This is a genomic window from Limnohabitans sp. 2KL-27, assembly GCF_001269345.1.
Classification (GTDB): Bacteria; Pseudomonadota; Gammaproteobacteria; order Burkholderiales; family Burkholderiaceae_C; genus Limnohabitans_A.
Genome location: NZ_CXOP01000002.1, coordinates 2,398,572 through 2,422,288, shown reverse-complemented (window position 1 = coordinate 2,422,288; position 23,717 = coordinate 2,398,572). Strand labels below are relative to the sequence as shown.

General features: G+C 60.2%; 21 protein-coding genes. 4 read left to right on the top strand and 17 right to left on the bottom strand.

Annotated elements, in window-relative coordinates; translation table 11 throughout:
* From LHAB_RS14560 to LHAB_RS14530, 7 genes are all read right to left on the bottom strand, one after another.
* Nucleotides 1–469: helix-turn-helix domain-containing protein (locus LHAB_RS14560; RefSeq protein WP_194943199.1), on the bottom strand; the 469-nt coding region annotated here is incomplete at its 3' end.
* Nucleotides 470–549: 80 nt separating this feature from the next.
* Nucleotides 550–1,056 (bottom strand): P-loop nucleotide/nucleoside kinase family protein, encoded by a 507-nt coding sequence (locus LHAB_RS14555; protein ID WP_090047574.1) that lies wholly within the window; start codon nt 1,054–1,056, stop codon nt 550–552.
* A 70-nt stretch (nt 1,057–1,126) separates the two neighbouring features.
* Nucleotides 1,127–1,516, bottom strand: coding sequence for a fluoride efflux transporter CrcB (gene crcB, locus LHAB_RS14550; RefSeq protein ID WP_090047573.1), 390 nt, complete (start codon nt 1,514–1,516; stop codon nt 1,127–1,129).
* Between the two features lie 45 nt (nt 1,517–1,561).
* Complete coding sequence (locus LHAB_RS14545) at nt 1,562–2,572, bottom strand: recombination-associated protein RdgC (protein WP_255349693.1); 1,011 nt, start codon at nt 2,570–2,572, stop codon at nt 1,562–1,564.
* Between the two features lie 79 nt (nt 2,573–2,651).
* Complete coding sequence (locus tag LHAB_RS14540; protein WP_090047571.1) at nt 2,652–3,953, bottom strand: TRAP transporter large permease; 1,302 nt, start codon at nt 3,951–3,953, stop codon at nt 2,652–2,654.
* Nucleotides 3,954–3,959: 6 nt separating this feature from the next.
* On the bottom strand, nt 3,960–4,469 hold the full coding sequence (locus LHAB_RS14535) for a TRAP transporter small permease (RefSeq protein ID WP_090047569.1): 510 nt from the start codon (nt 4,467–4,469) through the stop codon (nt 3,960–3,962).
* A 4-nt stretch (nt 4,470–4,473) separates the two neighbouring features.
* Nucleotides 4,474–5,448: a TRAP transporter substrate-binding protein gene (locus LHAB_RS14530; protein WP_090047567.1), complete on the bottom strand. Its 975-nt coding sequence runs from the start codon at nt 5,446–5,448 to the stop codon at nt 4,474–4,476.
* Between the two features lie 205 nt (nt 5,449–5,653).
* Between LHAB_RS14530 and LHAB_RS14525 the strand changes: the two genes are divergently transcribed.
* Nucleotides 5,654–6,196 (top strand): winged helix DNA-binding protein, encoded by a 543-nt coding sequence (locus LHAB_RS14525; RefSeq protein WP_194943198.1) that lies wholly within the window; start codon nt 5,654–5,656, stop codon nt 6,194–6,196.
* 34 nt (nt 6,197–6,230) lie between these two features.
* On the top strand, nt 6,231–9,911 hold the full coding sequence (locus tag LHAB_RS14520) for a hydantoinase B/oxoprolinase family protein (RefSeq protein WP_090047565.1): 3,681 nt from the start codon (nt 6,231–6,233) through the stop codon (nt 9,909–9,911).
* 3 nt (nt 9,912–9,914) lie between these two features.
* Here LHAB_RS14520 and LHAB_RS14515 read toward each other — a convergent pair whose 3' ends face one another.
* From LHAB_RS14515 to gyrA, 10 genes are all read right to left on the bottom strand, one after another.
* Nucleotides 9,915–10,214, bottom strand: coding sequence for a ComEA family DNA-binding protein (locus LHAB_RS14515; protein WP_090047563.1), 300 nt, complete (start codon nt 10,212–10,214; stop codon nt 9,915–9,917).
* Nucleotides 10,215–10,336: 122 nt separating this feature from the next.
* Entirely contained in the window at nt 10,337–11,494 is a 1,158-nt protein-coding gene (gene lapB / locus LHAB_RS14510; RefSeq protein ID WP_090047562.1) for a lipopolysaccharide assembly protein LapB, read from the bottom strand.
* Nucleotides 11,484–11,771, bottom strand: a complete 288-nt coding sequence (locus tag LHAB_RS14505; protein WP_090047560.1) for a lipopolysaccharide assembly protein LapA domain-containing protein — start codon at nt 11,769–11,771, stop codon at nt 11,484–11,486. The genes lapB and LHAB_RS14505 overlap by 11 nt, the downstream gene beginning before the upstream one ends.
* A gap of 105 nt (nt 11,772–11,876) precedes the next feature.
* Nucleotides 11,877–12,191 (bottom strand): integration host factor subunit beta, encoded by a 315-nt coding sequence (locus tag LHAB_RS14500; protein WP_090047558.1) that lies wholly within the window; start codon nt 12,189–12,191, stop codon nt 11,877–11,879.
* A gap of 114 nt (nt 12,192–12,305) precedes the next feature.
* Nucleotides 12,306–13,985 carry a 30S ribosomal protein S1 gene (gene rpsA, locus LHAB_RS14495; RefSeq protein ID WP_090047556.1) on the bottom strand — a complete coding sequence of 560 codons (1,680 nt, stop codon included), beginning with the start codon at nt 13,983–13,985 and terminating at the stop codon, nt 12,306–12,308.
* Nucleotides 13,986–14,202: 217 nt separating this feature from the next.
* Nucleotides 14,203–16,194: a bifunctional 3-phosphoshikimate 1-carboxyvinyltransferase/cytidylate kinase gene (locus LHAB_RS14490; protein WP_090047555.1), complete on the bottom strand. Its 1,992-nt coding sequence runs from the start codon at nt 16,192–16,194 to the stop codon at nt 14,203–14,205.
* Between the two features lie 3 nt (nt 16,195–16,197).
* Nucleotides 16,198–17,094: a prephenate dehydrogenase gene (locus LHAB_RS14485; protein ID WP_090047553.1), complete on the bottom strand. Its 897-nt coding sequence runs from the start codon at nt 17,092–17,094 to the stop codon at nt 16,198–16,200.
* A gap of 18 nt (nt 17,095–17,112) precedes the next feature.
* Nucleotides 17,113–18,213, bottom strand: coding sequence for a prephenate dehydratase (gene pheA, locus LHAB_RS14480; protein ID WP_090047551.1), 1,101 nt, complete (start codon nt 18,211–18,213; stop codon nt 17,113–17,115).
* Between the two features lie 27 nt (nt 18,214–18,240).
* Entirely contained in the window at nt 18,241–19,332 is a 1,092-nt protein-coding gene (gene serC / locus LHAB_RS14475) for a 3-phosphoserine/phosphohydroxythreonine transaminase (RefSeq protein ID WP_090047549.1), read from the bottom strand.
* 3 nt (nt 19,333–19,335) lie between these two features.
* Complete coding sequence (gene gyrA, locus LHAB_RS14470; protein WP_090047547.1) at nt 19,336–22,011, bottom strand: DNA gyrase subunit A; 2,676 nt, start codon at nt 22,009–22,011, stop codon at nt 19,336–19,338.
* A gap of 236 nt (nt 22,012–22,247) precedes the next feature.
* Between gyrA and ompA the strand changes: the two genes are divergently transcribed.
* Nucleotides 22,248–22,913, top strand: a complete 666-nt coding sequence (ompA, locus tag LHAB_RS14465) for an outer membrane protein OmpA (protein ID WP_090047545.1) — start codon at nt 22,248–22,250, stop codon at nt 22,911–22,913.
* Nucleotides 22,914–23,005: 92 nt separating this feature from the next.
* Nucleotides 23,006–23,716, top strand: coding sequence for a bifunctional 2-polyprenyl-6-hydroxyphenol methylase/3-demethylubiquinol 3-O-methyltransferase UbiG (gene ubiG / locus LHAB_RS14460; protein ID WP_090047544.1), 711 nt, complete (start codon nt 23,006–23,008; stop codon nt 23,714–23,716).
* Nucleotide 23,717 lies beyond the last annotated feature (1 nt).

The following is a 23,717-nucleotide window of genomic DNA, read 5'->3' as shown; positions in this document are numbered from 1 at the left end:
CAAACTCCAGCGCGTTGAGCCATTGGGTCTGCGCCTCAAAACGCAGCGSCRCCRSGATRCGGGCCAATGCGCGGTTCTCGCTGAGCTTGCAGCGCTTAGGGCGTTGCGCACGCGCCCACGTAGATTTGTCGGCTTGGCTGGCTCGGTAGTTGTCACGTCCGCCATTGCGCTGAACTTCTCGACAGATCGTCGATGGCGCTCGCCCAAGCCCAGCAGCGATTGACCGAATCGATTCACCAGTGGCAAGAGCTCTTGAGATTTCCTCTCTCTCGGCCAATGTCAATGCAGTCGATGAGCGTGATCGCGGTACTGGCCGGATTCCGCCTGTCTGCGCGAGTATTTGATGGATAGATGAGTGAGCTCGATCAAAGAGCTTTCCGATCTCATGAAGCGTCCAGCCTTGCTTCCAACGCTCCCACATCAGCGCTCTCTGGCTCTCAGAGTAGTAAATTCTTCGTCGCTGTTTCATTTGCAACACTCCTTCCGCCTATGCGGTGGTTAGTGTGTTGCATCGACCAGTTGAATCCGCCGCTGGAAGCGGTCATTCCATTACCACCTCAATTCAAGGTAACCGAAAATTTTTGATGCCGCATCAATAGCGCTCAATTTTGACGAATCAATGATGACACGGTGCTCTGACCGTGGTTCGTATTCATATCGTTGAACATCATCCCAATTCGGCAGGATGTGACCCGAAATGTCAGCCTTACGGCTTTCGATACGCCGTCTATGCTCCCTTGTGTCTGAACACACCACTTCCACTTCAATGATGTTTGATTTGGAGTCTGCAGCAACAGCACGCCAAGCCTCGCGTGTAACTGCCAGTGGGTTAACTGCATCCGCTACAACGGTGCCTCCTAAGCGAAGGTTGACTCTCGCAATTTCGTAGGCAAGAACATAGCCCAAGGTGCTTAGCTCATTTTGGGTGCGTAATGAGGGTGGTATGGTTTGTTCAATGGTGTCGATCCGTAAATAGGTGGCACCACACTTGCGTGCGAGTATTTGAGAGATGGTGGTTTTGCCAACTCCAGGAAGACCACTTAGAACAATCAGCATGTTTTCGATTCTGCCTTAGATCATCCATTTTCAAATTTCCGTTTCCGCTGCAAATGCGCCACTCGCTCGATCAACGCGCCCAGAGTAGACCCACGGTTTTGAGCCCCAGCACCGTGAGGGCCAGGGAGCCAAACAAGTGCAAGCTGGCTGTACCTGCCGCCAGCGCAAAGCGGCCTTGTTGCAGCATGGCCACCACCTCGGCCGAGAAGCTGGAGAAAGTGGTCAGGGCGCCTAAGAAGCCTGTGACCAGTGCCAGTCGCCAAACCGGGTCCAACTCCGGCAGTTGCTGGAACACGCCCACGCACACACCCACCAAGTAGCCACCGATCAGGTTGGCGGCCAAGGTGCCCCAGGGCAGCAGGCCGGCACTGACGCTGGCAGGGTTGAGCCACAAACCCAACTGCCAACGCGAGAGCGCCCCCACGCAAGCGCCAAGACAGATCGCGATCACCGTGAGCATGGGGTGGCTCCTTTATGCGGGTGTTTGGCGGGTGTTGGGCGTGTCTTAAAACGGCGGGTCTTCGTTGCTGCCAGCTGCTGCGCCCGAGGCGACCGTTGAGTTGATCACGGTGCGCGTGGGCTTGGGAATGGTTTGGTCGGCCGCAGCGGCACCCAATTCCATCTCACCACCCAGTGCTTCCATCAGGCTGTCGATCAGCGGCCCCAGTAAGCCGGTGGACAAGGCCACATCGGCGTCAAAGCGGTCTTCGTTCTTGTCGGTGCCCGACTCGTCCATCACGCCATCGAGGTACTGCACTTTTTTCAGCTGCAGCGTCTCGGTCAAGACAAAGGCCACCCGGCCGTCCCAGCTGAGCGCCAGTTGGGTGGGCAGCTTGCCCTCCATGACGTGCTTGCGCACATCGTCGTTGGCCAAGTGGTGCCGCGTAAAGCGCACGCTGGCGGCGTCTTCGCCGGTGGACTTGAGCACGGTTTCGCGCTCCACAGTCAAATCCGACGGCCACTCGTCGGGCGTGGGGGCCAGCAGCCACTGGGTCATGGCCGCTTGGGGCGAAGTCACAGTCTGTATCAATGAGACCGACAAGCCACCCATCACGTGCATCAGCGCGGACATGACTTCGTCGGCCTTGCCTTGGCTGCCAGCATTGAGCATCAGGCGGCGGTTTTCCAGGTCCATCCACACCAGCACCGTGGACTGGCGCGCGAAAGCCTGCGGCAGCAGCGACAGCAGCACCTCGTCCATCAAATCGCGCTTTTCTTTTTTGCCGGGCTTGCGTCCGGTGGCGGCTTCGATTTCGGCAATGCGCTCGTCGGCTTTGCGCCGCACCACATTGCCCGGCACCGCCTTGGACTCGATCATGAGCTTCAGGATCCATTGCCCGGCCACCGATTCAACCAAGGGCCCATGGGCCTCGCCCCTTGGGGGCACCCAGCCGATCGACTTGTCCTGGCTGGCGCCACATTCCACAAATTGGACCGGCTCCAACGCCGCCTGCACATCGGCCAAACTGGGCGCAAAGCCCTCGCCGATGCGGTAAACCATCACATTCTTGAACACATCAATCCTTATCGTCCCAAATGAACAACCCGTCCTCTGGGGACGGGTTGAATCATAGAGGATGAAGCTGGCTTTCAGCTCAGAGTTTCATCTGTGTTGGCAACCAGGTCACGATGCCGGGCACAAAGTAAATCAGCAACACCGCGCCCACCATCAGGAAGAACATCGGCATGGACACCCGGGCGATGTAGGGCAGTTGCTTGCCGGTCATGCCTTGCAGCACAAACAGGTTGAAGCCCACCGGGGGCGTGATCTGCGCCATCTCGACCACAAACACGATGAAGATGCCAAACCAGATCGGGTCGATGCCCGCTTTTTGCACCGTGGGCATGAGCACGCCCATGGTCAGCACCACCATCGAGATGCCGTCCAGGAAGCACCCCAAAATGACGAAAAACACCATCAAAGCCATGATGAGCGCAAAGGGACTCAGACCCAGACTGCCGATCCATTCGGCCAAATGGCGCGGCAGGCCGATGTAGCCCATGGACAAGGTCAAAAACGCAGCGCCCGCCAAAATCAGCGCAATCATGCAGTACAGGCGCGTGGCGCCCATCAAGGCGTCTTTGAACACAGCCCAACTCATGGAGCCCTGCAAAGCAGACAGCACCAAAGCGCCCAACACGCCCACGGCAGCCGCCTCGGTGGCCGTCGCAAAGCCGGTGTAAATGGAGCCCAAGACCGCCGCAATCAGCAAGACCACAGGGATCAGGCTGCTGGACGCCTGGAGCTTCTCCATGAAACTCATGGGGGCATCCCGCGGCGGGATTTGGTCTGGGTGGCGCAGTGACCACACCACGATGTAACCAGAAAACAACCCCGCCAGGAGCAAGCCAGGCAAGACCCCGGCGATGAAGAGCTGGGCGATCGACACATCGGCCGCCACGCCGTACACGATCATGATGATGGACGGCGGGATCAAGAGGCCCAAGGTGCCGGAGCCAGACAGCGTGCCAATGACCATGTCTTCGGGGTAGCCGCGTTTTTGCAGCTCGGGCAAGGTCATCTTGCCAATCGTGGCGCAGGTGGCCGCGCTCGAGCCGGAGACCGCGGCAAAAATGGCGCAGCCCACCACGTTGGTGTGCAGCAAGCGCCCGGGCAGGGCCTGCATCCAAGGCGCCAAGCCCTTGAACATGTCCTGGCTCAGGCGGGTGCGAAACAAGATTTCCCCCATCCAGATGAACAGGGGCAGGGCGGTGAGCGTCCAGCTCGATGCGGAGCCCCAGATGGTCACCGCCATGGCGTCCCCGGCGGGTCTCGCGGAAAACATTTGCATGCCCACCCATGCCACCCCTGAGAGGGTCAGGCCAATCCACACGCCACTGCCCAAAATCAGAAACAAGGTCAGGACCAACAGTCCTGTGATCATCAAGTCATTCATGGCGGCTCATTCGTTGCGCAGCATCTCGCCGCTGTCGGGTGCTGCACGTTGCCCGCGAACTTCCAGCACCAGCTCATCGACAAAGGCCAGCGCAAAAATCACCGTGCCCAAAGCCATGGCCAGCTGCGGAATCCACAAAGGCGTGGCGTCGTTGCCGGTCGAGATGTCGTGGAATTCGATGGATTGCCACACCAAGCGGCAGCTGTAGAAGGCGAACAAACAGGCCAACAGGCTCGCCAGTGACAGGCTGAACACTTCCAAGCCTCGGCGTGCTGCGCCCTTGAACAAGCCCAGCACCAAGGTGACGCGGATGTGTTCGCCCCGCTTCAAGGTGTGGGCCAGCGCCAAAAAGCCCGCACCGGCCATCAGATACCCCGCATAGGCATCTGTGCCGGGCACATGGACATGGAGCTGCCGGCTCAAAATGGACAGCAGCACCATGAAGAGCAGGCCGCACATGCACAGCGCCGCCAAGGCGGCGGTGCTGGCATAAATGGCGTTGAGCAATCGACGCATGCGATCAGCGGTTGAACGCGTCGACGATGGCCTTGCCTTCAGCACCGGACTTTTCCAGCCACTCTTTCATGATGGTGTCGCCCACTTTTTTCATGTCGGCTTTGAGTTGCGCTGAAGGAGGGGCGACCGTCATGCCGTTGGCCTTGAGGGTTTCCAGTGTGGTGGTGTTGACTTTGCGAGATTCGGTCCAGCCCCGGGTCTCGGCCGCAGCAGCGGCTTTGAGCAAAGCGTCTTGGGTAGGCTTGTCCAGCGCGTCAAAGGCTTTTTTGTTGGCGATCACCGCGTTTTTGGGCAACCAGGCTTGCACGTCATAGTAGTACTTGAGGTGTTCGTACAGCTTGCTGTCCACGCCAGTGGCACCGGAGGTCATGGTCGATTCGACCACGCCTGTGGCCAAAGCCTGCGAGAACTCGGCCGCTTGCACGGTCACGGGTTGGGCACCGACCAGTTCAGCGATTTTGGCGGTGGTCGGGCTGTAAGCGCGCCACTTGATGCCCTTGAGGTCGGCCGCACTGTTGATCGGTTTTTTGCTGTAGATGCCCTGTGGAGGCCAGGCCACAGAGTACAAAAGCATCATGCCTTGCTCGGCCAGCTTCTTTTCCAGCAGTGGCTTTTGGGCTTTGTAGAGCTTCATGGACTCGTCGTAGCTGTCCGCCAAAAAGGGCAGGCCATCTGCACCAAAGGGTTGCCATTCGTTTTGGAAGTTGACCAACAAAATTTCGCCCAATTGGGCCTGACCGCCTTGCACAGCACGCTTGATTTCAGGGGCCTTGAACAAAGAGGCGTTGGCGTGCACGGTGATTTTGAGCTTGCCCGCGGTGGCCTTGTCCACATCGGCTGCGAACTGGGTCATGTTGACCGAGTGGAAGTTGGTGGCGGGGTAAGCGGCGGGCAGGTCCCACTTGGTTTGGGCCGACACAAAGCCGGAAACAGCGAGCAGGCCAGCCAGCAGGCTGAGGTGTAGGGCGCGACGTTGCATGAAAACTCCTGTGAAAGATGGGGATGAACGGTCCACTGGGCAGCGCAAGAAAGGTGCCCGCATCAAGCGCGCATCGGGTGCAGCTGTCTGGTGACCACTGTAGGCAAGGCCGGGCCAATTCGTGATCGGTGTTTTCCCTTAACGTCAACAAATTGTTGGCAAATTGTTGGCATCGGACATAGACTTTCTCATTGTCCAAGCCCTGATGGAACCCATGCCGCGCAAAAATTCCCCGACCCTCTCTGCCGCCAGCCCCATCGTGTCCTCGGCCCATCTGGTTTCCCCAGACAGCGCCGAGATGAGCGAATTCGAGTTCGGCCTGATCGTGGCTGGCAACGCTTTTCACCGCTGGATCATCCACTGCATGGCCGCCGCAGGTCTGAAGGATTTGACCCCCTTGGATGTGCTGGTGCTGCACCACGTCACGCACCGTGCGCGTGACAAACGCCTGGCCGACATTTGTTTCATCATGAACATCGAAGACACGCATTTGGTGAATTACGCCCTGAAAAAGCTGCAAGGCCTGGGCGTGGTGGTGTCGCAAAAAAATGGCAAAGACGTGACCTATGCCGCGACCGACGAAGGCCGCGCTTATGTGCAGCGCTACCGTGAAATTCGCGAGAGTTGTTTGATCGATGCGCTCAAAGCCGACGACGGGCTGAACCGCGACATTGGCGAGCTGGCCCGATTGCTGCGTGTGCTCTCGGGCATGTACGACCAAGCGGCGCGTGCAGCCGCTTCTTTGTGATCTCTCTTTCTTCAAGCTTCTTTTCAAGCGCTCTATGACCGATTCCAACAGCACCCTCTCAGGCCAACAACGCTGGCAATTCTGGATCGACCGGGGCGGTACCTTCACCGACGTGGTGGGCAAGCGGCCCGATGGCTCACTGGTCACGCACAAGTTGCTGTCTGAAAACCCCGAACAGTACCGCGATGCGGCGGTGGCCGGTATCCGCCATTTGCTGGGCCTTCAAGCGGGCGAGTCCGTCATGCCCGAGCAGGTCGAGTGCGTGAAGATGGGCACCACGGTGGCCACCAACGCATTGCTGGAGCGTAACGGCGAAGCCACGCTGCTGGTGACCACGCAAGGCTTTGGCGACGCGCTGCGTATTGCCTACCAAAACCGTCCGCGTTTGTTTGACCGCCAGATCCTGCTGCCCGAGTTGCTCTACAGCGCGGTGGTCGAGGCGCAAGAACGCGTGGCGGTAGACGGTGAAGTCTTGCAGCCGCTCGATGAAGCGCATTTGCGCACCCAATTGATGCACTGGCACGCCCAAGGGGTGCGCTCGGTGGCGGTGGTGTTCATGCACGGCTGGCGGCACACGGCGCACGAAGCGGCGGCGGCGTGCTTGGCCCTTGAAGTGGGCTTTACCCAGGTGAGCACCTCGCACCAGACCAGTCCGATGATGAAGCTGGTCAGCCGCGGCGACACCACGGTGGTCGATGCCTATTTGTCACCCATCTTGCGCCGCTATGTGGACCAGGTGGCCAGCGAGATGCCGGGCGTCAAGCTGATGTTCATGCAGTCATCGGGCGGCCTCACGGACGCCCAGGTGTTCGCCGGCAAAGATGCGATTTTGAGTGGCCCCGCCGGCGGCATTGTGGGCATGGCCCGCACGGCCCAGTTGGCAGGCCACGACAAGGTGATTGGCTTTGACATGGGCGGCACATCCACCGATGTGTCCCACTTTGCCGGGCAGTTCGAGCGCGAGTTCGAAACCCAGGTGGCCGGGGTGCGCATGCGTGCGCCCATGATGAGCATCCACACAGTGGCGGCAGGCGGCGGCTCGCTGCTGGCCTATGACGGCGCGCGCTTTCGCGTGGGCCCCCAAAGTGCCGGGGCCAACCCCGGCCCGGCCAGTTACCGCCGGGGTGGCCCACTGGCCGTGACCGACGCCAACGTCATGGTGGGCAAGGTGCAACCGAAGTTTTTCCCCTCGGTGTTTGGGCCGCAGGCGAACCAGCCGCTGGACGCCGAGGTGGTGCGCAGCCACTTCCAAACACTGGCCGCGCAAACAGGGCGGGCCGCAGAAGACGTGGCCCACGGTTTCATCCAGATCGCGGTGCAGCAGATGGCCAATGCGATCAAGAAAATCTCGGTGGCGCGGGGCTATGACGTGACGCGCTACACCCTGCAGTGCTTCGGCGGCGCGGGTGGGCAGCATGCGTGTCTGGTGGCCGATGCCCTGGGCATGTCGCAGGTGCTGGTGCACCCGTTGGCGGGGGTGCTGTCGGCTTATGGCATGGGCCTGGCCGACCAAAACGTGATGCGCGAGGAATCGGTTGAGCAAAAGTTGGAGGTTGCGGCCATGCCCCTGATGGCCGAACGTTTGAAGGCCTTGGGTGAGTCCACCCGTCTGGCCTTGCGCGCGCAAATGGGTGGGGATGCTGAAAGCGCCGACCGCATTGAGCTGCGCCAACGTGTGCACCTGCGCTACGAAGGCACCGACTCGGCGCTGGTTGTGCCTTGGGGCGATCAGGCCCAGTTGGTGGCCGGGTTTGAAGCCGCCTACCGACAGCGCTTTGCCTTTTTGATGCAGGGCAAGGCTTTGGTGGTGGAGGCTGTGTCGGTCGAGGCGGTGCTGCCTGGCGATGCGCCCGAAGAAGCTGTTCATGCGCTGAACGCTGAGCGCGAGGTGCCGCGCCGCGACACGGTGAAGGTCTATGCCGCCAACGCGCAAGGCCTGGCCCAGTGGCATGACGCGGCGCTGGTGGTGCGCGAAGACATGCGCCCCGGCGATGTGGTCGACGGCCCGGCCATCATTGCCGAGAAAAACGCCACCACGGTGGTGGAGGCGGGTTGGCAAGCACGCCTCACGGCCCTCGACCACCTGCTGCTGGTGCGGGTGCAGGCGCGCGCCGTTCAGCACGCGGCGGGCACACAGGCCGACCCGGTGCTGCTGGAGGTGTTCAACAACCTGTTCATGAACATCGCCGAGCAGATGGGGCTGCAGCTGCAAAACACGGCCTACTCGGTCAACATCAAGGAGCGGTTGGACTTTTCTTGTGCCTTGTTCAGCGCCGAAGGCCATTTGATCGCCAATGCGCCTCACATGCCCGTGCATTTGGGTTCGATGGGCGAAAGCATCCAGACGGTGATTCAGGAAAACAAGGGCCGCATGCAGCCGGGCGATGTGTTTGTGCTGAACGACCCCTACCACGGCGGCACGCATTTGCCCGACATCACCGTCATCACCCCGGTGTACCTGGACGGCCACACCGAGCCGGTGTTTTACGTGGGCTCTCGCGGACACCACGCCGATGTGGGCGGTCTGACACCCGGTTCCATGCCACCGTTTTCCACGCGCATCGAAGAAGAAGGCGTGCAGATCAACAACGTCAAACTGGTCGAGGCCGGTCATCTGCGCGAGGCCGAGATGGTGGCGCTGCTGCAAAGCGGTGAATACCCCTCGCGCAACCCGGCGCAGAACATGGCCGACCTGAAGGCACAAATTGCGGCCAACGAAAAAGGGGTGCAGGAGTTGCGCCGCATGGTGGAACAGTTTGGTTTGGACGTGGTGCAGGCCTATATGCGCCATGTGCAGGACAACGCCGAAGAGTCGGTGCGCCGGGTCATCACGCGCCTGAAAGATGGGCAATTCGTTTTGCCGCTGGACAACGGCGCGCAAATCCAGGTGGCGGTGCGCGTGAATGCGGGTGAGCGCACGGCCGAGATCGACTTCACCGGCACCAGCGCCCAGTTGCCCAACAACTTCAACGCCCCACGGGCGGTGTGCATGGCGGCCGTGCTGTACGTGTTCCGCAGCCTGGTGGACGACGACATCCCGCTGAATGCGGGTTGCCTGAAGCCTCTGAGGGTCATCATTCCGGCCGGCTCCATGCTCAACCCCAACCCACCGGCCTCGGTGGTGGCGGGCAATGTGGAAACCTCCACCTGCATCACCAACGCGCTGTTTGGCGCTTTGGGTGTGATGGCGGGCAGCCAGCCGACCATGAACAACTTCACTTTTGGCAATGCCCGCGTGCAGTACTACGAAACCATTTCGGGCGGCAGCGGTGCGGGCGGCCGCTTTGACGCGCAGGGCCAACTGGTGGGTGGTTTTGACGGCACCTCGGTGGTGCAAACCCACATGACCAATTCGCGCCTGACGGACCCTGAGGTGCTGGAGTTCCGTTTTCCGGTGCGTCTGGACAGCTATGCCATTCGACAAGGCTCAGGTGGCGCGGGTCGCTGGCACGGTGGCGATGGCGGGGTGCGCCGTGTGCGCTTTCTGGAGCCCATGACCGCCGGCATTTTGTCCAATGGGCGCGTTCACCCGGCCTTTGGCATGGCGGGCGGCCACAGCGGCTTGCCCGGCATCAACCGCGTGGTTCGTGCCGATGGCACGGTGCAGGAGCTGGCGCACATTGGCCAGGTGGAGATGCAAACGGGGGATGTGTTTGAGGTCCACACGCCGGGCGGCGGCGGCTTTGGCGCGCCATCACCCGATGTGTCGGTCTAAGGCTCAGCGCTTCTTTGAGGGGGTGGCTGCGGCTTGCCCATAGGGTTGGCCTTGCACCCGCAACCCCTGCTCTGACAGGCTGGCCGCTTTTTTCGGGCCGATGCCTTTGACGCGTTGCATGACGTCTGCCCAATCGCGGAATGGTGTTTTTTGGCGTTCGTTCATGATGTCCCGAGTCATGGCCGGGCCGACACCGTTCAAGCCGTCCAGGTCCATTTCCTTGGCCTGGTTCAGGTCCACTTGTGCCCATGCACTTCCCGCCAAGAGGATGGACGCAATGCCTGTGGAGATTTTGTGCTGCATTTGAACCTCTGCCTGTGCTGGCGCTGCAGCCTTGTGCAGCTGAGGCCATTGTGGCCGTCGAGGGCAGAGCGGGGAAGGCTGCAGGCTGCTGGACTTGAAACAAGGTGTTTCAAGTCCTCTGCTCACAACTCTTCGATGCGTCTGGGTGGATAGCTGTCCCAGGCCTGGCAGCCCGGGCAATGCCAAAAGTGCTCTTTGGCTTCAAACCCGCAGGCGGCGCATCTGTAACGTGCCAAGGGTCGAATGGCTTGTTCCAGTGCTTTCTGAACCGGTACAGGCAAAGGATTTGCGGCGCTGTTTTCTTCGATCAACCAACGGGTAGCCGCCATCAAGGAGGCATGTTGGCTCAAGTGATCGAGGTAGCGCTGGTGTGAGGATGCAGAATTTTCCAGCGAGTCTGCGGCAAGTGCCGAGATGGCATCGAGCACGTCAATGCAGGGCTGTTTGTCGTAATGTGCCTGCAGCACTTGGGTGGCGGCATGGCCTAAATTGGCCGCTTGAGCGGCTTTGACCAAACTGGCTGCAGCCAAGGGGGCGGCCACATCTGCGCGTTCAAACAAGACCGACAAGGTCTCAAACGCTTGCGCCGCATGCCCTTGGGACAGTTGCAATTGACCCAGCAAAATGCGCGGTCTGGCGGCTTCAGGGCTCGCTTGCATGGCGGCGGTCAACAGTTGTGTGGCCTTGGCGGTGTCACCTTGTTGAACGGCCTCACGTGCTTGCTCGCATTGGTAATGGGCCAGGCGCATGTCGAAGTTCGCTTCGCCTGACTTCTCCAGCAAACCGGCCACCCGTGCCGCTTCAGGCCACTCGCGCGATCGCTCGTAAATGGCCAGGCGCGCCAGCCGGGCTTGCCCCTCGTAGGTGGTGCCCTCCAGTTTGCGCAGGGCTTCTTCAGCGCGGTCCAACAGCCCGGCCTTCAGGTAGTCGAGTGCCAGGCCGTGTTGGGCGCGCTGACGGTCCGCACCACTGAGGTCTGCACGCGAGAGCAAGTGCTCGTGCACGCGCACGGCGCGGTCGTATTCACCCCTGCGGCGAAACAAATTGCCCAGTGCAAAGTGCAATTCAGACGTGTCGGGGTCGTTTTGAACGGCTTCGATGAAGGCGTCGATCGCCTGGTCTTGCTGCTCATTGAGCAGGTAATTCAGACCCTTGAAGTAAGCCCGTGGTGCTTGCCGGTTGGCGATGCGCATTTGGCGCAAGTCCAGGCGCGATGCGATCCAGCCCAGAGCAAAGGCGGCAGGCAGGCCCAGCAAAATCCAGGTCAGATCAAGTTCCATGCGTGGCCTCTGGTGCTGACTTTGACTCGGCTTCGGGTACCGGGTTCATGCGCAAGGCCTGGCGGTGTCGCCACCATCTGGGCACCATGCCCAGCACACCCACCACCACCCCAAGGCTGAAAGCGGAAAGCACCACCAAAACCGTGGGCGCAGACCAAAACGTGCCAAAAAAGAAGTTGACACGCGTTTCTTGCTGGTTGTTCAGCGCAAAGGCAAACAGGGTGAAAAAGACGGCAGCTTTCAGTAGCCACTGAAGCAGCCGAAGCAGACGTTTCATGGAAGACCTCGGAATCTGGGCCCATTCTAACGGGCGGGCCGCGCTGTAAGAGCGTGTGAGGCTGTCGGCTCGCTGGGCTTGTTCTGGGGTGTTCAGAGCGGCGTGTCAGTCTCGGGTGGCTGGCGGGGCTGGGTTGCTGACGCCAGCGTCCACAGCTTCACGCAGGGCTTTGCCCGGCTTGAAATGGGGCACGCGTTTTTCGGGAATCTGCACGCTTTCGCCAGATCGGGGGTTGCGGCCCACTCGGGGAGGGCGGCGGTTGATCGAGAAGCTGCCAAAGCCGCGAATTTCGATGCGGTGGCCTTTGACCAGCGCGTCGCTCATGGCGTCCAGCACCGTTTTGACGGCCAGTTCGGCGTCTCGGTGGGTCAGCTGTGCAAAGCGGGCTGCGAGTTCTTCAACCAGATCGGAGCGGGTCATGATGTCAACTTGTTGGGGTGGCTTGTGGCTGGCTCAGGCATGGACCTCAAAAAAAGCCTGCCCCCATGACAGGGGCAGGCTTTTCAGACAGCAAGCGTCTTCAGATCACAAGGATCAGTTGTTGTCGAGCTTGGCACGCAACAAGGCGCCCAGGCTGGTCGTGCCAGCGTTCTCGGTCTTGGATTGCTGCGACAACGAAGCCATGGCTTCTTGTTGGTCAGCTTGGTCCTTGGCCTTGATCGACAACTGGATGTTGCGGGTCTTGCGGTCCACGTTCACCACGACTGCAGTGACTTCATCGCCGACTTTGAGCACATGGCTGGCGTCTTCCACGCGGTCACGCGAGATTTCGCTGACACGCAGGTAACCCACGATGTCTTCGCCCAGGTCGATTTCAGCGCCCTTGGCATCCACAGTCTTGACCTTACCGGTGACGATCTGGCCTTTGTCGTTGATCGAGGTGAAGGTGGTGAAAGGATCGGAGTCGAGCTGCTTGATGCCCAAGCTGATGCGCTCGCGGTCCACGTCCACAGCCAAGACCAAAGCCTCAACTTCTTGACCTTTCTTGAATTCGCGCACGGCGTTTTCGCCGGTTTCGTTCCAAGACAAGTCAGACAAGTGCACCAAGCCGTCGATGCCGGCAGCCAAGCCGACGAACACGCCGAAGTCGGTGATCGACTTGATCGGGCCCTTGACGCGGTCGCCACGCTTGGTGTTTTGAGCAAACTCTTGCCATGGGTTGGCACGGCACTGCTTCATGCCCAAGCTGATGCGGCGCTTGTCTTCGTCGATCTCGAGGACCATGACTTCGACTTCGTCACCCAAAGCAACGATCTTGGAAGGAGCCACGTTCTTGTTGGTCCAGTCCATCTCGGACACGTGCACCAAGCCTTCGATGCCTGGCTCGAGTTCGACAAACGCGCCGTAGTCGGCAATGTTGGTGATCTTGCCGAACATGCGGGTGCTTTGTGGGTAGCGGCGGTTCACGCCCATCCATGGGTCATCGCCCATTTGCTTCAGACCCAAGGACACTCGGTTTTTCTCGGTGTCGAACTTGAGGATCTTGGCGGTGATTTCTTGACCGGCCGTGACCACTTCGGAAGGGTGACGGACACGGCGCCATGCCATGTCGGTGATGTGCAGCAAGCCGTCGATGCCGCCCAAGTCCACGAACGCACCGTATTCGGTGATGTTCTTGACCACACCATGAACGATGGAGCCTTCGCGCAATGTTTCCATCAGCTTGGCGCGCTCTTCGCCCATGGAGGCTTCCACCACAGCGCGGCGTGACAACACGACGTTGTTGCGCTTGCGGTCGAGCTTGATGACCTTGAATTCCAGGGTCTTGTTCTCATAGGGAGACAGGTCTTTGGTAGGACGTGTGTCGACCAAAGAGCCGGGCAAGAAAGCACGGATGCCGTTGACCAACACGGTCAGGCCACCCTTGACTTTGCCGCTGGTCACGCCAGTGACGAACTCGCCCGATTCCAGGGCTTTTTCCAAAGACATCCACGAAGCCAAACGCTTGGCGGTGTCACGGGACAAGATGGTGTCGCCGTAGCCGTTTTCGATGGAGCCGATGGCCACCGAGACAAAGTCGCCGACCTGGACTTCGACTTCACCTTGGTCGTTCTTGAACTCTTCGAGGGGTACATACGACTCGGACTTGAGACCGGCGTTGACCACAACGAAGTTGTGCTCGATGCGCACGACTTCAGCGGTGATGACTTCACCTGGGCGCATTTCGGTGCGCGTCAGTGATTCTTCGAACAGGGCGGCAAATGATTCAGACATGGTATTTCCTCATCCACAAGTTCAGGACTGACGAGCGCGACATGCGTCGTTTCCAGGAGCTGACAGTGGCGATTGGTTTGCGGCGTGAGCCGCGGTTGGGTTTTAAAAAACCACCTGGCCAGTGTGCAAGCTGCACGATAAGAGCCGGGTGGAACTTCAGATCAGCCCGCACAGGGCGGGCTGGGGTGGCCGTTTTCGGTGGGTTAACTTCCGTTGATCAAACGAAAACCTGCCGGCTTTGCCACCAGACCATCACTTGTTCCACCGAGGCTTCGATGGTCAAAGTGGAGTTGTCCAGTTGCAAGGCATCTTGTGCGGGCTTCAGAGGCGCGACGCTGCGGGACATGTCCCGGGCGTCGCGCGCTTCCAAGTCAGCGCGAAGACTGTCGATATTAGCCGAAAAACCCTTCAAAATCAATTGCTTATGCCGTCTTTCGGCGCGTTGGGCAGCGCTGGCGGTCAAAAACACCTTCAAAGGGGCATCGGGGAAGATCACCGTGCCCATGTCTCGGCCATCGGCCAAGAGGCCCGGCAGGCGCTGAAAGCTGTGCTGAAGTTGCACCAGTGCCTCGCGCACGGCAGGCAAAACGGACACCTTGGAGGCGTTCATGCCACCTTGTTCGCTGCGGATCGCATCGGTCACGTCCATGCCGTCCAGCAACACCTGCTCGCCTTCAAAACGCACGGGCAGGCTGCGCGCCAGGTCAGCGATCTTCGCTTCGTCAGTGGCTTCGAGCGTCAGCCCCGCTTGCAAAGCCGCATGGGCAGTCACGCGGTAGAGCGCGCCCGAGTCCAGGTAGTGGTAGCCCAGTTGGCTGGCCACCCGGCTGGCCAGCGTGCCTTTGCCCGAGGCCGTGGGTCCATCGATGCAAATCACCGGGATGTTGGCGACTGCCGTGTGCGCTACCGAGAACAGGGCTTCAAAGTAGTCCGGAAAGGTCTTGGCGACGCACTTGGGGTCTTCGATGCGCACAGGCAGCTGATCGGCGTTGAAAGCGGCCAGCGAGAAGCACATGGCCACGCGGTGGTCGTCGTAGGTGTGGACGCTGGCGCGCTGCCATTGTCCGGCCCGCAATGGGTGAATGGTGATCCAGTCCGGGCCTTCTTCGACGGTGGCGCCGAGCTTGCGGCTTTCTGTGGCCATGGCCACGATGCGGTCGGTTTCTTTCACGCGCCAGCTGGCGATGTTGCGCAGCGTGGTGGGCCCGTCGGCGTAAAGCGCCATCACGGCCAAGGTCATGGCCGCGTCGGGAATGTGGTTGCAGTCGAGCGTGATGCCTTTGAGCGGCCAGGCGCCGCGCTGGATCTCGAGCCAGTTGGGGCCGCTGGTGATCTGGGCGCCCATTTGCGCTGCAGCGTCCATGAAACGGATGTCGCCCTGGATGGAATCGGCACCAACACCCTGAATGCGGATGCCGTCGCCCTTGGCAATGGCCCCGAGTGCGATGAAATAACTGGCCGAAGACGCATCGGCTTCGACATGGATGCTGCCAGGCGACTGGTAACGGCTGCCCGCAGGAATCACAAAGCGCTCCCAGCCTTGCCGCTCCACGGCAATGCCGAAGCGGGCCAGCAGGTTGAGCGTGATCTCGATGTAGGGCTTGCTGATGAGTTCACCCACCACCTCGATGGTGATGGCGCGGTCTTGGGCGGCCAAGGGCAGGGCCATCAGCAAAGCGGTGAGGAATTGGCTGGAGACATCGCCGCGCACGGGGATGGGCCTGTCCAGTTGCAAGGCAGGCTTGCCAATGCGAAGAGGCGGAAAGCCTTCGTTGCCCAAATAGTCGATGGTGCAGCCGAGCTCGCGCAGGGCGTCCACCAGGTCGCCAATGGGGCGTTCGTGCATGCGCGGCACCCCTTTGAGGGTGAAGTCGCCGCCCTGCACCGCCAAAGCCGCCGTGAGCGGGCGCATGGCCGTGCCTGCGTTGCCCATGAAAAATTCGATCGCCTCTGCCGGCCATGTGCGACCGCCCAGCCCCGTGATGGTCACCGTGGTGCCATCGACCTGGACGCCACAACCCAATTGGCGCAGAGCGGCCAACATCACGCGGGTGTCGTCCGAGTCCAGCAGGTCGTGGACCACGGTGGTGCCTTGGCACAGCGCCGACAGCAGCAGCACGCGGTTGGAGATGCTCTTGGAGCCGGGCAGGGTGACGGTGCCGGATGCGCCTTGCAGCGCTGGGATGTCTAAAAAGGCGGTGGAGAACATGGGTCAGTCTTCAGAGGCTTTGTTGCAAGCGTTGCCCGCTTGCAGCGTCCAGGCCGAGCGCACATCGCTGGCTTGTTGAATCAGCTGTTGCAGTGCCGAGTTGTCGCTTGAATTCAGGGCGTTTTCGAACTGGTCGAGTGCAGCACGAAAGTGCGTCATTTGCGCGAGCACTTCCGTCTTGTTGGCACTCAAAATGTCCCGCCAAACCGATGATTCACTGGCGGCGATGCGGGAAAAATCCCGAAAGCCAGGGCCTGCCATCTCCAAAAACGCACTGCCATTCGGCTGTGCGGTGAGCGCATTGACGGCTGCAAAGGCCAGCAGGTGCGGCAGGTGGCTGACAGCCGCAAAGGTGGCGTCATGCGCCTTGGGGGTCATCTGGCTCACATGGCTGCCGATGGCTGACCAGACCTGGCTCGCTGTTTGTATTTGGCGGATGCTGTTTTGTGGCAAGGGCGTGAGGATGGTGCGGCGATCCTGGTAGAGCGTGCTCTCGGCGTGCTCAATGCCCGCAACTTCTTTGCCTGCAATCGGGTGCGCGGGCACGAAGCAGGCGAGGCGTTCACCCAGGGTGGCTTGCGCTGCGGCAACTACATCGCACTTGGTCGAGCCCACATCCATCAGCAAGGCATGGGGCTGAAGCACATCCCGAATCATGGCAAAGCTGCTGTTCATCGCGCCCACGGGCACAGCCAACAGCACCAGGTCTGCGCCTTGCACGGCCTCGGCCACACTGCAGCAGGCTTGGTCAATGACGTTCAGATCGACAGCGCGCTGACGGGTTTTTTCGGAGGCGCTGAAACCGGTGATGTGCTGCACCAGACCCGCTTGGCGCAGCGCGAGCGCAAACGAGCCGCCCATCAGGCCGCAGCCAATCAGGGCCAGGCGTTGGAATTTCACTGCGCGCTCACTCGGGGGTCATTCAGGAACAGGGTAAGAACCCAGCACCTTGTAGAACGCACACAGGCCTTGCAACTCTTGCAGGGCGGCTGCCACGTGCGGTTCGCTGATGTGGCCTTGCAGGTCGATGTAGAAGTAATACTCCCACTGCCCGGATTTGGCAGGGCGCGATTCGAAACGCGTCATGGACACGCCGTTGTTTTTGAGCGGTACCAACAAATCGTGCACAGCTCCTGGTCGATTGGGCACCGACACCACCAAGCTGGTGCAGTCCTTGCCCGAGGCGGGCGGCGTGGCCAAGGTCTGGGGCAAGCTGATCACCGCAAAGCGGGTGCGGTTGAAGGCTTCGTCCTGGATGGCGTGGTGCACGATGTGCAAGCCAAACTGGCTGGCCGCGCGCTCGCTGGCTAAAGCAGCCCAAGCGGGGTTGGACGCAGCCAAGCGGGCGCCTTCGGCATTGCTGGAGACCGCTCGGCGCTCTACGTGCGGCAGGTGTTTGGACAGCCAGCCCTGGCATTGGGCCAGTGCCTGGGGGTGGGCCATCACCACCTCAATGCCCGCATCGGAATTGAGCTGGCGCAGCAAATTGAAGCGCACCTGCAAGCTGACCTCCCCCACCACATGCACGGGCGAGCGCAAGAACAGATCGAGCGAACGCGCCACCACGCCCTCGGTGGAGTTTTCCATGCCGACCACGCCGTATTGGGCGGTGCCCGCAGCGGTGGCGTGGAATACCTCGTCGAAGTTGGCGCAGTAGATCAGGTTGGCGGCACTGCCAAAAAACTCGATCGCGGCTTGTTCGCAAAATGTGCCCTGTGGTCCGAGCACTGCCACCCGCTGGGGGGCTTCCAGCGCCAAACATGCCGACATGATTTCGCGCCAAATGGACGCAATGTGTTCGTTTTTCAGGGGGCCCGGATTGGCTTGGGTGATTTTGTCGATCACTTGGGCCACCCGGTCGGGGCGGAAAAAGGGTGAACCTTCGGCCCGTTTGATTTCGCCGACTTGTTCGGCCACATGGGCGCGCTGGTTCAGCAGGCTCAGCAGTTGTTTGTCCAGAGCGTCAATTTGCACACGCAAAGCGCCCAGGGCGTCCGACTGAATGGGTTGTTGGCTCATGTCCGTGCGTCTTTCGTGGGGCCAGGATCAGGCCTGTGTTTTTTCAAATTCACGCATGTAAGCCACCAAGGCCTGAACGCCTTCCAGGGGCATGGCGTTGTAAATGCTCGCCCGCATGCCGCCGACCGTTTTGTGCCCCTTGAGTTGCAGCAAATTGGCGGCTTTGGCGCCCGCCAAAAAGGCCTCGTTGCGCGATTCGTCGCGCAAAAAGAAAGGCACGTTCATGCGCGAGCGGCAGTGTGGGGCCACACGGTTTTCGAACAGGCTGGAGCTGTCGAGAAAGTCGTACAGCAACTGGGCCTTGGCGATGTTGCGTTGCTCCATGGCGGCGATGCCGCCATGCTGTTTGAGCCACTGGAACACCAGCCCGGCGATGTAAATGCTGTAGGTGGGCGGCGTGTTGTACATCGACTGGTTGTCATTGACCAGCTTGTAGTCAAAGGCGCTGGGGCAATGCGGCAGGGCTTGACCGATCAGGTCTTCGCGAACGACAACCAAGGTCAGACCCGCTGGCCCCAAATTCTTTTGTGCGCCGCCAAAGGCCAGGCCCACGCGTGACCAGTCCACCGCTCGTGATGCCACATGCGAAGAAAAATCCACCACCAGCGGCGCATCGCAGCCCAACGCCTGGAGGTTCGGCAATTCGTGAAACTCCACGCCGTGGATGGTTTCGTTGCTGCAGATGTGCACATAACGGCTGTCCGCACCGATCTGCCAAGTTGCTGGCGCGGGCAGAGTCGTGAAACCGTCGGTTTGGGCCGTAGCTGCCACGCGGGCCTGGCCGTATTTGCCCGCTTCTTTGAGCGACTTTTGGCTCCAGCTGCCTGTGAGCACAAAGTCCATGGCACCGCCTTGCGACAGGTTCAAGGGCACGATCGCGTTTTCAGCCAGACCGCCGCCTTGCATGAACAAGATCTTGAAGTGGGAGGGCACGGCCAGCAGCTCGCGCAAGTCCGCTTCAGCCTGCTCGTAAATGCTGATGAACTCTTTGCCGCGGTGGCTCATCTCCATCACGCTCATGCCCGAGCCGTGCCAATCGAGCATCTCGGATGCGGCCTGCTGCAGCACGGCCTCAGGCATGACGGCCGGGCCGGCCGAGAAATTGAACGCTCGGCTCATGCCTTATTCCGCTGCGGGTGCGCTGTCATCCGATGCGGCGTCTGCGTCGCCTTCGGCGGCATTCGCGTCGTTTTCCACGATGCGTTGCAGGCCCGACAACTTGGCGCCCTCGTCCAGGCCGATCAGGGTCACGCCTTGAGTAGCACGGCCCAATTCGCGGATCTCGGCCACCCGGGTGCGGACCAAAACGCCCGTGTCGGTGATCAGCATGATTTCGTCATCGGCATGGACCAAAGTCGCTGCCACCACCTTGCCGTTGCGTTCGGACTGTTGGATGGCGATCATGCCCTTGGTGCCACGGCCGTGGCGCGTGTACTCGGTGATGCTGGTGCGCTTGCCGTAGCCGTTTTCAGTGGCGGTGAGCACGCTGGCGCGGGCTTTGGCCTCGTCGGGAGATGCCTCGGGGTTTTCTTGCTCCGACACCAGCATGGCGATCACGCTCTGGGTCTCTTCAATCATCATGCCGCGCACCCCGCGCGCGCTGCGGCCCAAGGGACGCACATCGTTTTCGTCAAAACGCACGGCCTTGCCACCATCGCTGAACAGCATCACATCGTGTTGGCCGTCTGTGAGGGCCGCGCCGATGAGGAAGTCCCCCTCGTCCAAGTTGACGGCGATGATGCCGCCTTTGCGGGGGTTGCTGAACTCGTCCAGCGAGGTCTTCTTGACCGTGCCCATGGAGGTCGCCATGAACACATACTGGTTGTCAGGGAAAGTTCGGGCTTGGCCGGTCAGGGCCAGCACCACGTTGATCTTCTCGCCCTCTTGAAGCGGGAACATGTTGACGATGGGGCGACCGCGTGAACCACGCGAGCCTGCGGGCACTTCCCAAACCTTGAGCCAATAGAGACGGCCCCGGTTGGAGAAGCACAGCAAGTAGTCGTGCGTATTGGCGATGAACAACTGGTCAATCCAGTCGTCTTCTTTGGTGGCAGCCGCTTGCTTGCCGCGACCACCGCGCTTTTGTGCACGGTATTCGCTGAGCGGTTGGCTCTTGATGTAGCCGCTGTGCGAGAGTGTGACCACCATATCGGTCGGGGTGATCAGGTCTTCGGTGGACAAGTCTTGTGCGCTGTGCTCGATTTCGCTGCGGCGTGCGCCGATTTTGGTTTGACCAAATTCCTGGCGCACGGTACCCAGCTCGTCACCAATGATGGTCGACACGCGCTCGGGTTTGGCCAAGATGTCCAGCAAGTCTTCGATCTCGGACATGACCTCTTTGTATTCGGCCACGATCTTGTCTTGTTCCAGACCGGTCAGGCGTTGCAGACGCATTTGCAAAATCTCTTGCGCTTGGGTGTCCGACAGGCGGTACAGACCGTCCTGGCCCAAACCGTATTCGCGCTCCAGGCCTTCTGGGCGGTAGTCATCGGCGTTCACCACAGAGCCGTCGTCGCGGGCACGGGTCAGCATGGTGCGAACCATCTGGCTGTCCCAGGCGCGGGCCATCAACTCGGTCTTGGCCACAGGCGGGGTGGGGGCGCCGCGGATGATCGCGATGAAATCATCGATGTTGGCCAAAGCCACAGCCAGGCCTTCCAGCACATGGCCCCGGTCACGCGCCTTGCGCAATTCGAACACGGTGCGGCGTGTCACCACTTCGCGGCGGTGCTGCAGGAAGACCTGGATCAGGTCTTTCAGGTTGCACAACTTGGGCTGGCCATCGATCAGGGCCACCATGTTCATGCCGAAGGTGTCTTGCAGCTGGGTCTGTTTGTACAGGTTGTTCAGCACCACCTCGGGCACCGCGCCGCGCTTGAGCTCGATCACCAGGCGCATGCCCGACTTGTCGGACTCGTCCTGGATGTGGCTGATGTCTTCGATTTTCTTTTCGTGCACCAACTCAGCCATGCGCTCTTGCAAGGTCTTTTTGTTGACCTGGTAGGGCAGTTCATCCACCACGATGCACTGGCGCTGGCCTTTGTCGATGTCCTCAAAGTGGCACTTGGCCCGCATCACCACACGGCCGCGGCCGGTGCGGTAACCTTCCTTGACACCGGTCATGCCATAAATGATGGCGCCTGTCGGGAAGTCGGGCGCCGGCACGATTTCCATCAGCTCATCGATCGAGGCTTCGGGGTTGCGCAACAAATGCAAGCAGGCGTCCACCACCTCGTTCAGGTTGTGCGGTGGGATGTTGGTGGCCATGCCCACGGCGATGCCGCCTGAGCCGTTGATCAGCAAGTTGGGCAGGCGCGAGGGCAACACCAAGGGTTCTTTTTCAGAGCCGTCGTAGTTGGGGCCGAAATCGACGGTTTCCTTGTCGATGTCGCCCAGCATCTCGTGGGCGATCTTGGCCAAGCGGATTTCGGTGTACCGCATCGCCGCAGCGTTGTCACCGTCCACCGAGCCGAAGTTGCCTTGCCCGTCCACCAGCATGTGGCGCATCGAAAAGTCTTGCGCCATGCGAACGATGGTGTCGTACACCGACTGGTCGCCATGGGGGTGGTATTTACCGATCACGTCACCCACGATACGGGCTGACTTCTTATAGGGGCGGTTCCAGTCGTTGTTCAGCTCGTGCATGGCGAACAACACGCGTCGGTGCACAGGTTTGAGTCCATCGCGGGCATCGGGCAGGGCGCGGCCGACAATCACGCTCATGGCGTAATCGAGGTAGCTGCGCCGCATTTCCTCTTCCAGACTGATGGGCAGTGTTTCTTTGGCGAACTGGGTCATAAAAAGAGTGGGGGATAAATGGACGCGATGTGAACCGGTGATTTTAGGTGCAAGCCGATGTCGCGTATATGCAACATTTGTGATTCATTAGGATCTCGGTCCCATACGCACGTGAGCCATTTAACGAATCGTCCTTCCGTCTATGGCACAATAAATGTCAACGGTTCAAGTGACGGTCATTTGAAACGTATTTTTTTCGCAGCGAGTCTGCGGCTTTATCCCTTAAGAGGAAGACCATGAAGAAATTCAACAAAGTGGCGATGTTGTTTGCCTCCGCAGCTCTCGTAACAGCCGCTGGCGCTCAATCTGTTGACAACTGGCGCAATGGCACCGGCGACCTCGTCTGGAAAAACGGCACCCAAGAACTGTGCTGGCGCGATGCCAACTGGACACCTGCTACGGCTGCCGCTGGTTGCGATGGTGCCATCGTTGCGCCTAAAGCTGCTCCAGCACCAGCACCAGCTCCAAAGGCAGCCCCAGCGCCAGCGCCAGCCCCAGCCCCCAAAGCTGCTGCTCCTAGGCCAGCGCCTGCCCCAGCTGCCGCCACCAAAGTGACTTACGCTGCTGATGCTTTCTTCGACTTCGACAAAGCTGTGTTGAAGGCTGAAGGCAAGGCCAAGTTGGATGACCTGGTTGGTAAAGTCAAAGGCATCAACCTGGAAGTCATCATCGCAGTGGGTCACACCGACTCCGTGGGCGCTGATGCTTACAACCAGAAGTTGTCTGTCAAGCGCGCTGACGCTGTGAAGGCTTACTTGGTGACCAAGGGCATCGAGAAAAACCGCGTTTACACAGAAGGCAAAGGCGAGAAGCAGCCAGTTGCCGACAACAAGACTTCTGCTGGCCGTTCCAAGAACCGCCGTGTGGAAATCGAAGTGGTGGGCACACGCGCCAACAAGTAATCCCTAACAGGATTAGCCAAAAGCCCCAGCAATGGGGCTTTTTTTCGTCTGTCGCTCATGGCTTGAGGCCTGTTCACCGACAATCAGAGCCCATGACTACAAGCAATTCCAACGTCGATCCGGCCGAACTGGCCAAATTTTCAGACTTGGCCCACCGCTGGTGGGACCCTGAAAGTGAATTTCGTCCACTGCACCAGATCAATCCGCTGCGCCTCGAGTGGATCAACGGTCTGGTGCCCTTGACGGGCCTGAATGTCGTGGACATTGGTTGCGGCGGCGGCATTTTGGCCGATGCCATGGCACGCAAGGGTGCGCAAGTGCTGGGTGTGGACTTGGCCACCAAATCCCTCAAAGTGGCCCAGTTGCATGCCCTTGAAGCAGGCACGCCTGGGGTGCAGTACCGCGAAGTCAGCGCCGAGGGGCTGGCCGCAGAACAGCCCGAGCAGTTCGATGTGGTCACCTGCATGGAAATGTTGGAACACGTGCCTGATCCAAGCGCGGTGGTCAAAGCCTGCGCCCAATTGGTCAAACCCGGCGGCTGGGTGTTCTTTTCCACGCTCAATCGCAACCCCAAATCCTTCCTGTTTGCCATTGTGGGCGCCGAATACATCCTGAAACTCTTGCCCAAAGGCACGCACGAATTTGCCCGCCTGATCAAGCCCAGTGAACTCTCGTCCTGGGCCCGCGATGCAGGTCTGCAAGCCCAAGGCTTCAAGGGCATGGAATACAACCCTTTCACCAAGCGGTATTGGCTCAGTCAGAACACCAGTGTGAACTACTTGCTGGCCTGTCGGAAAACCTGAA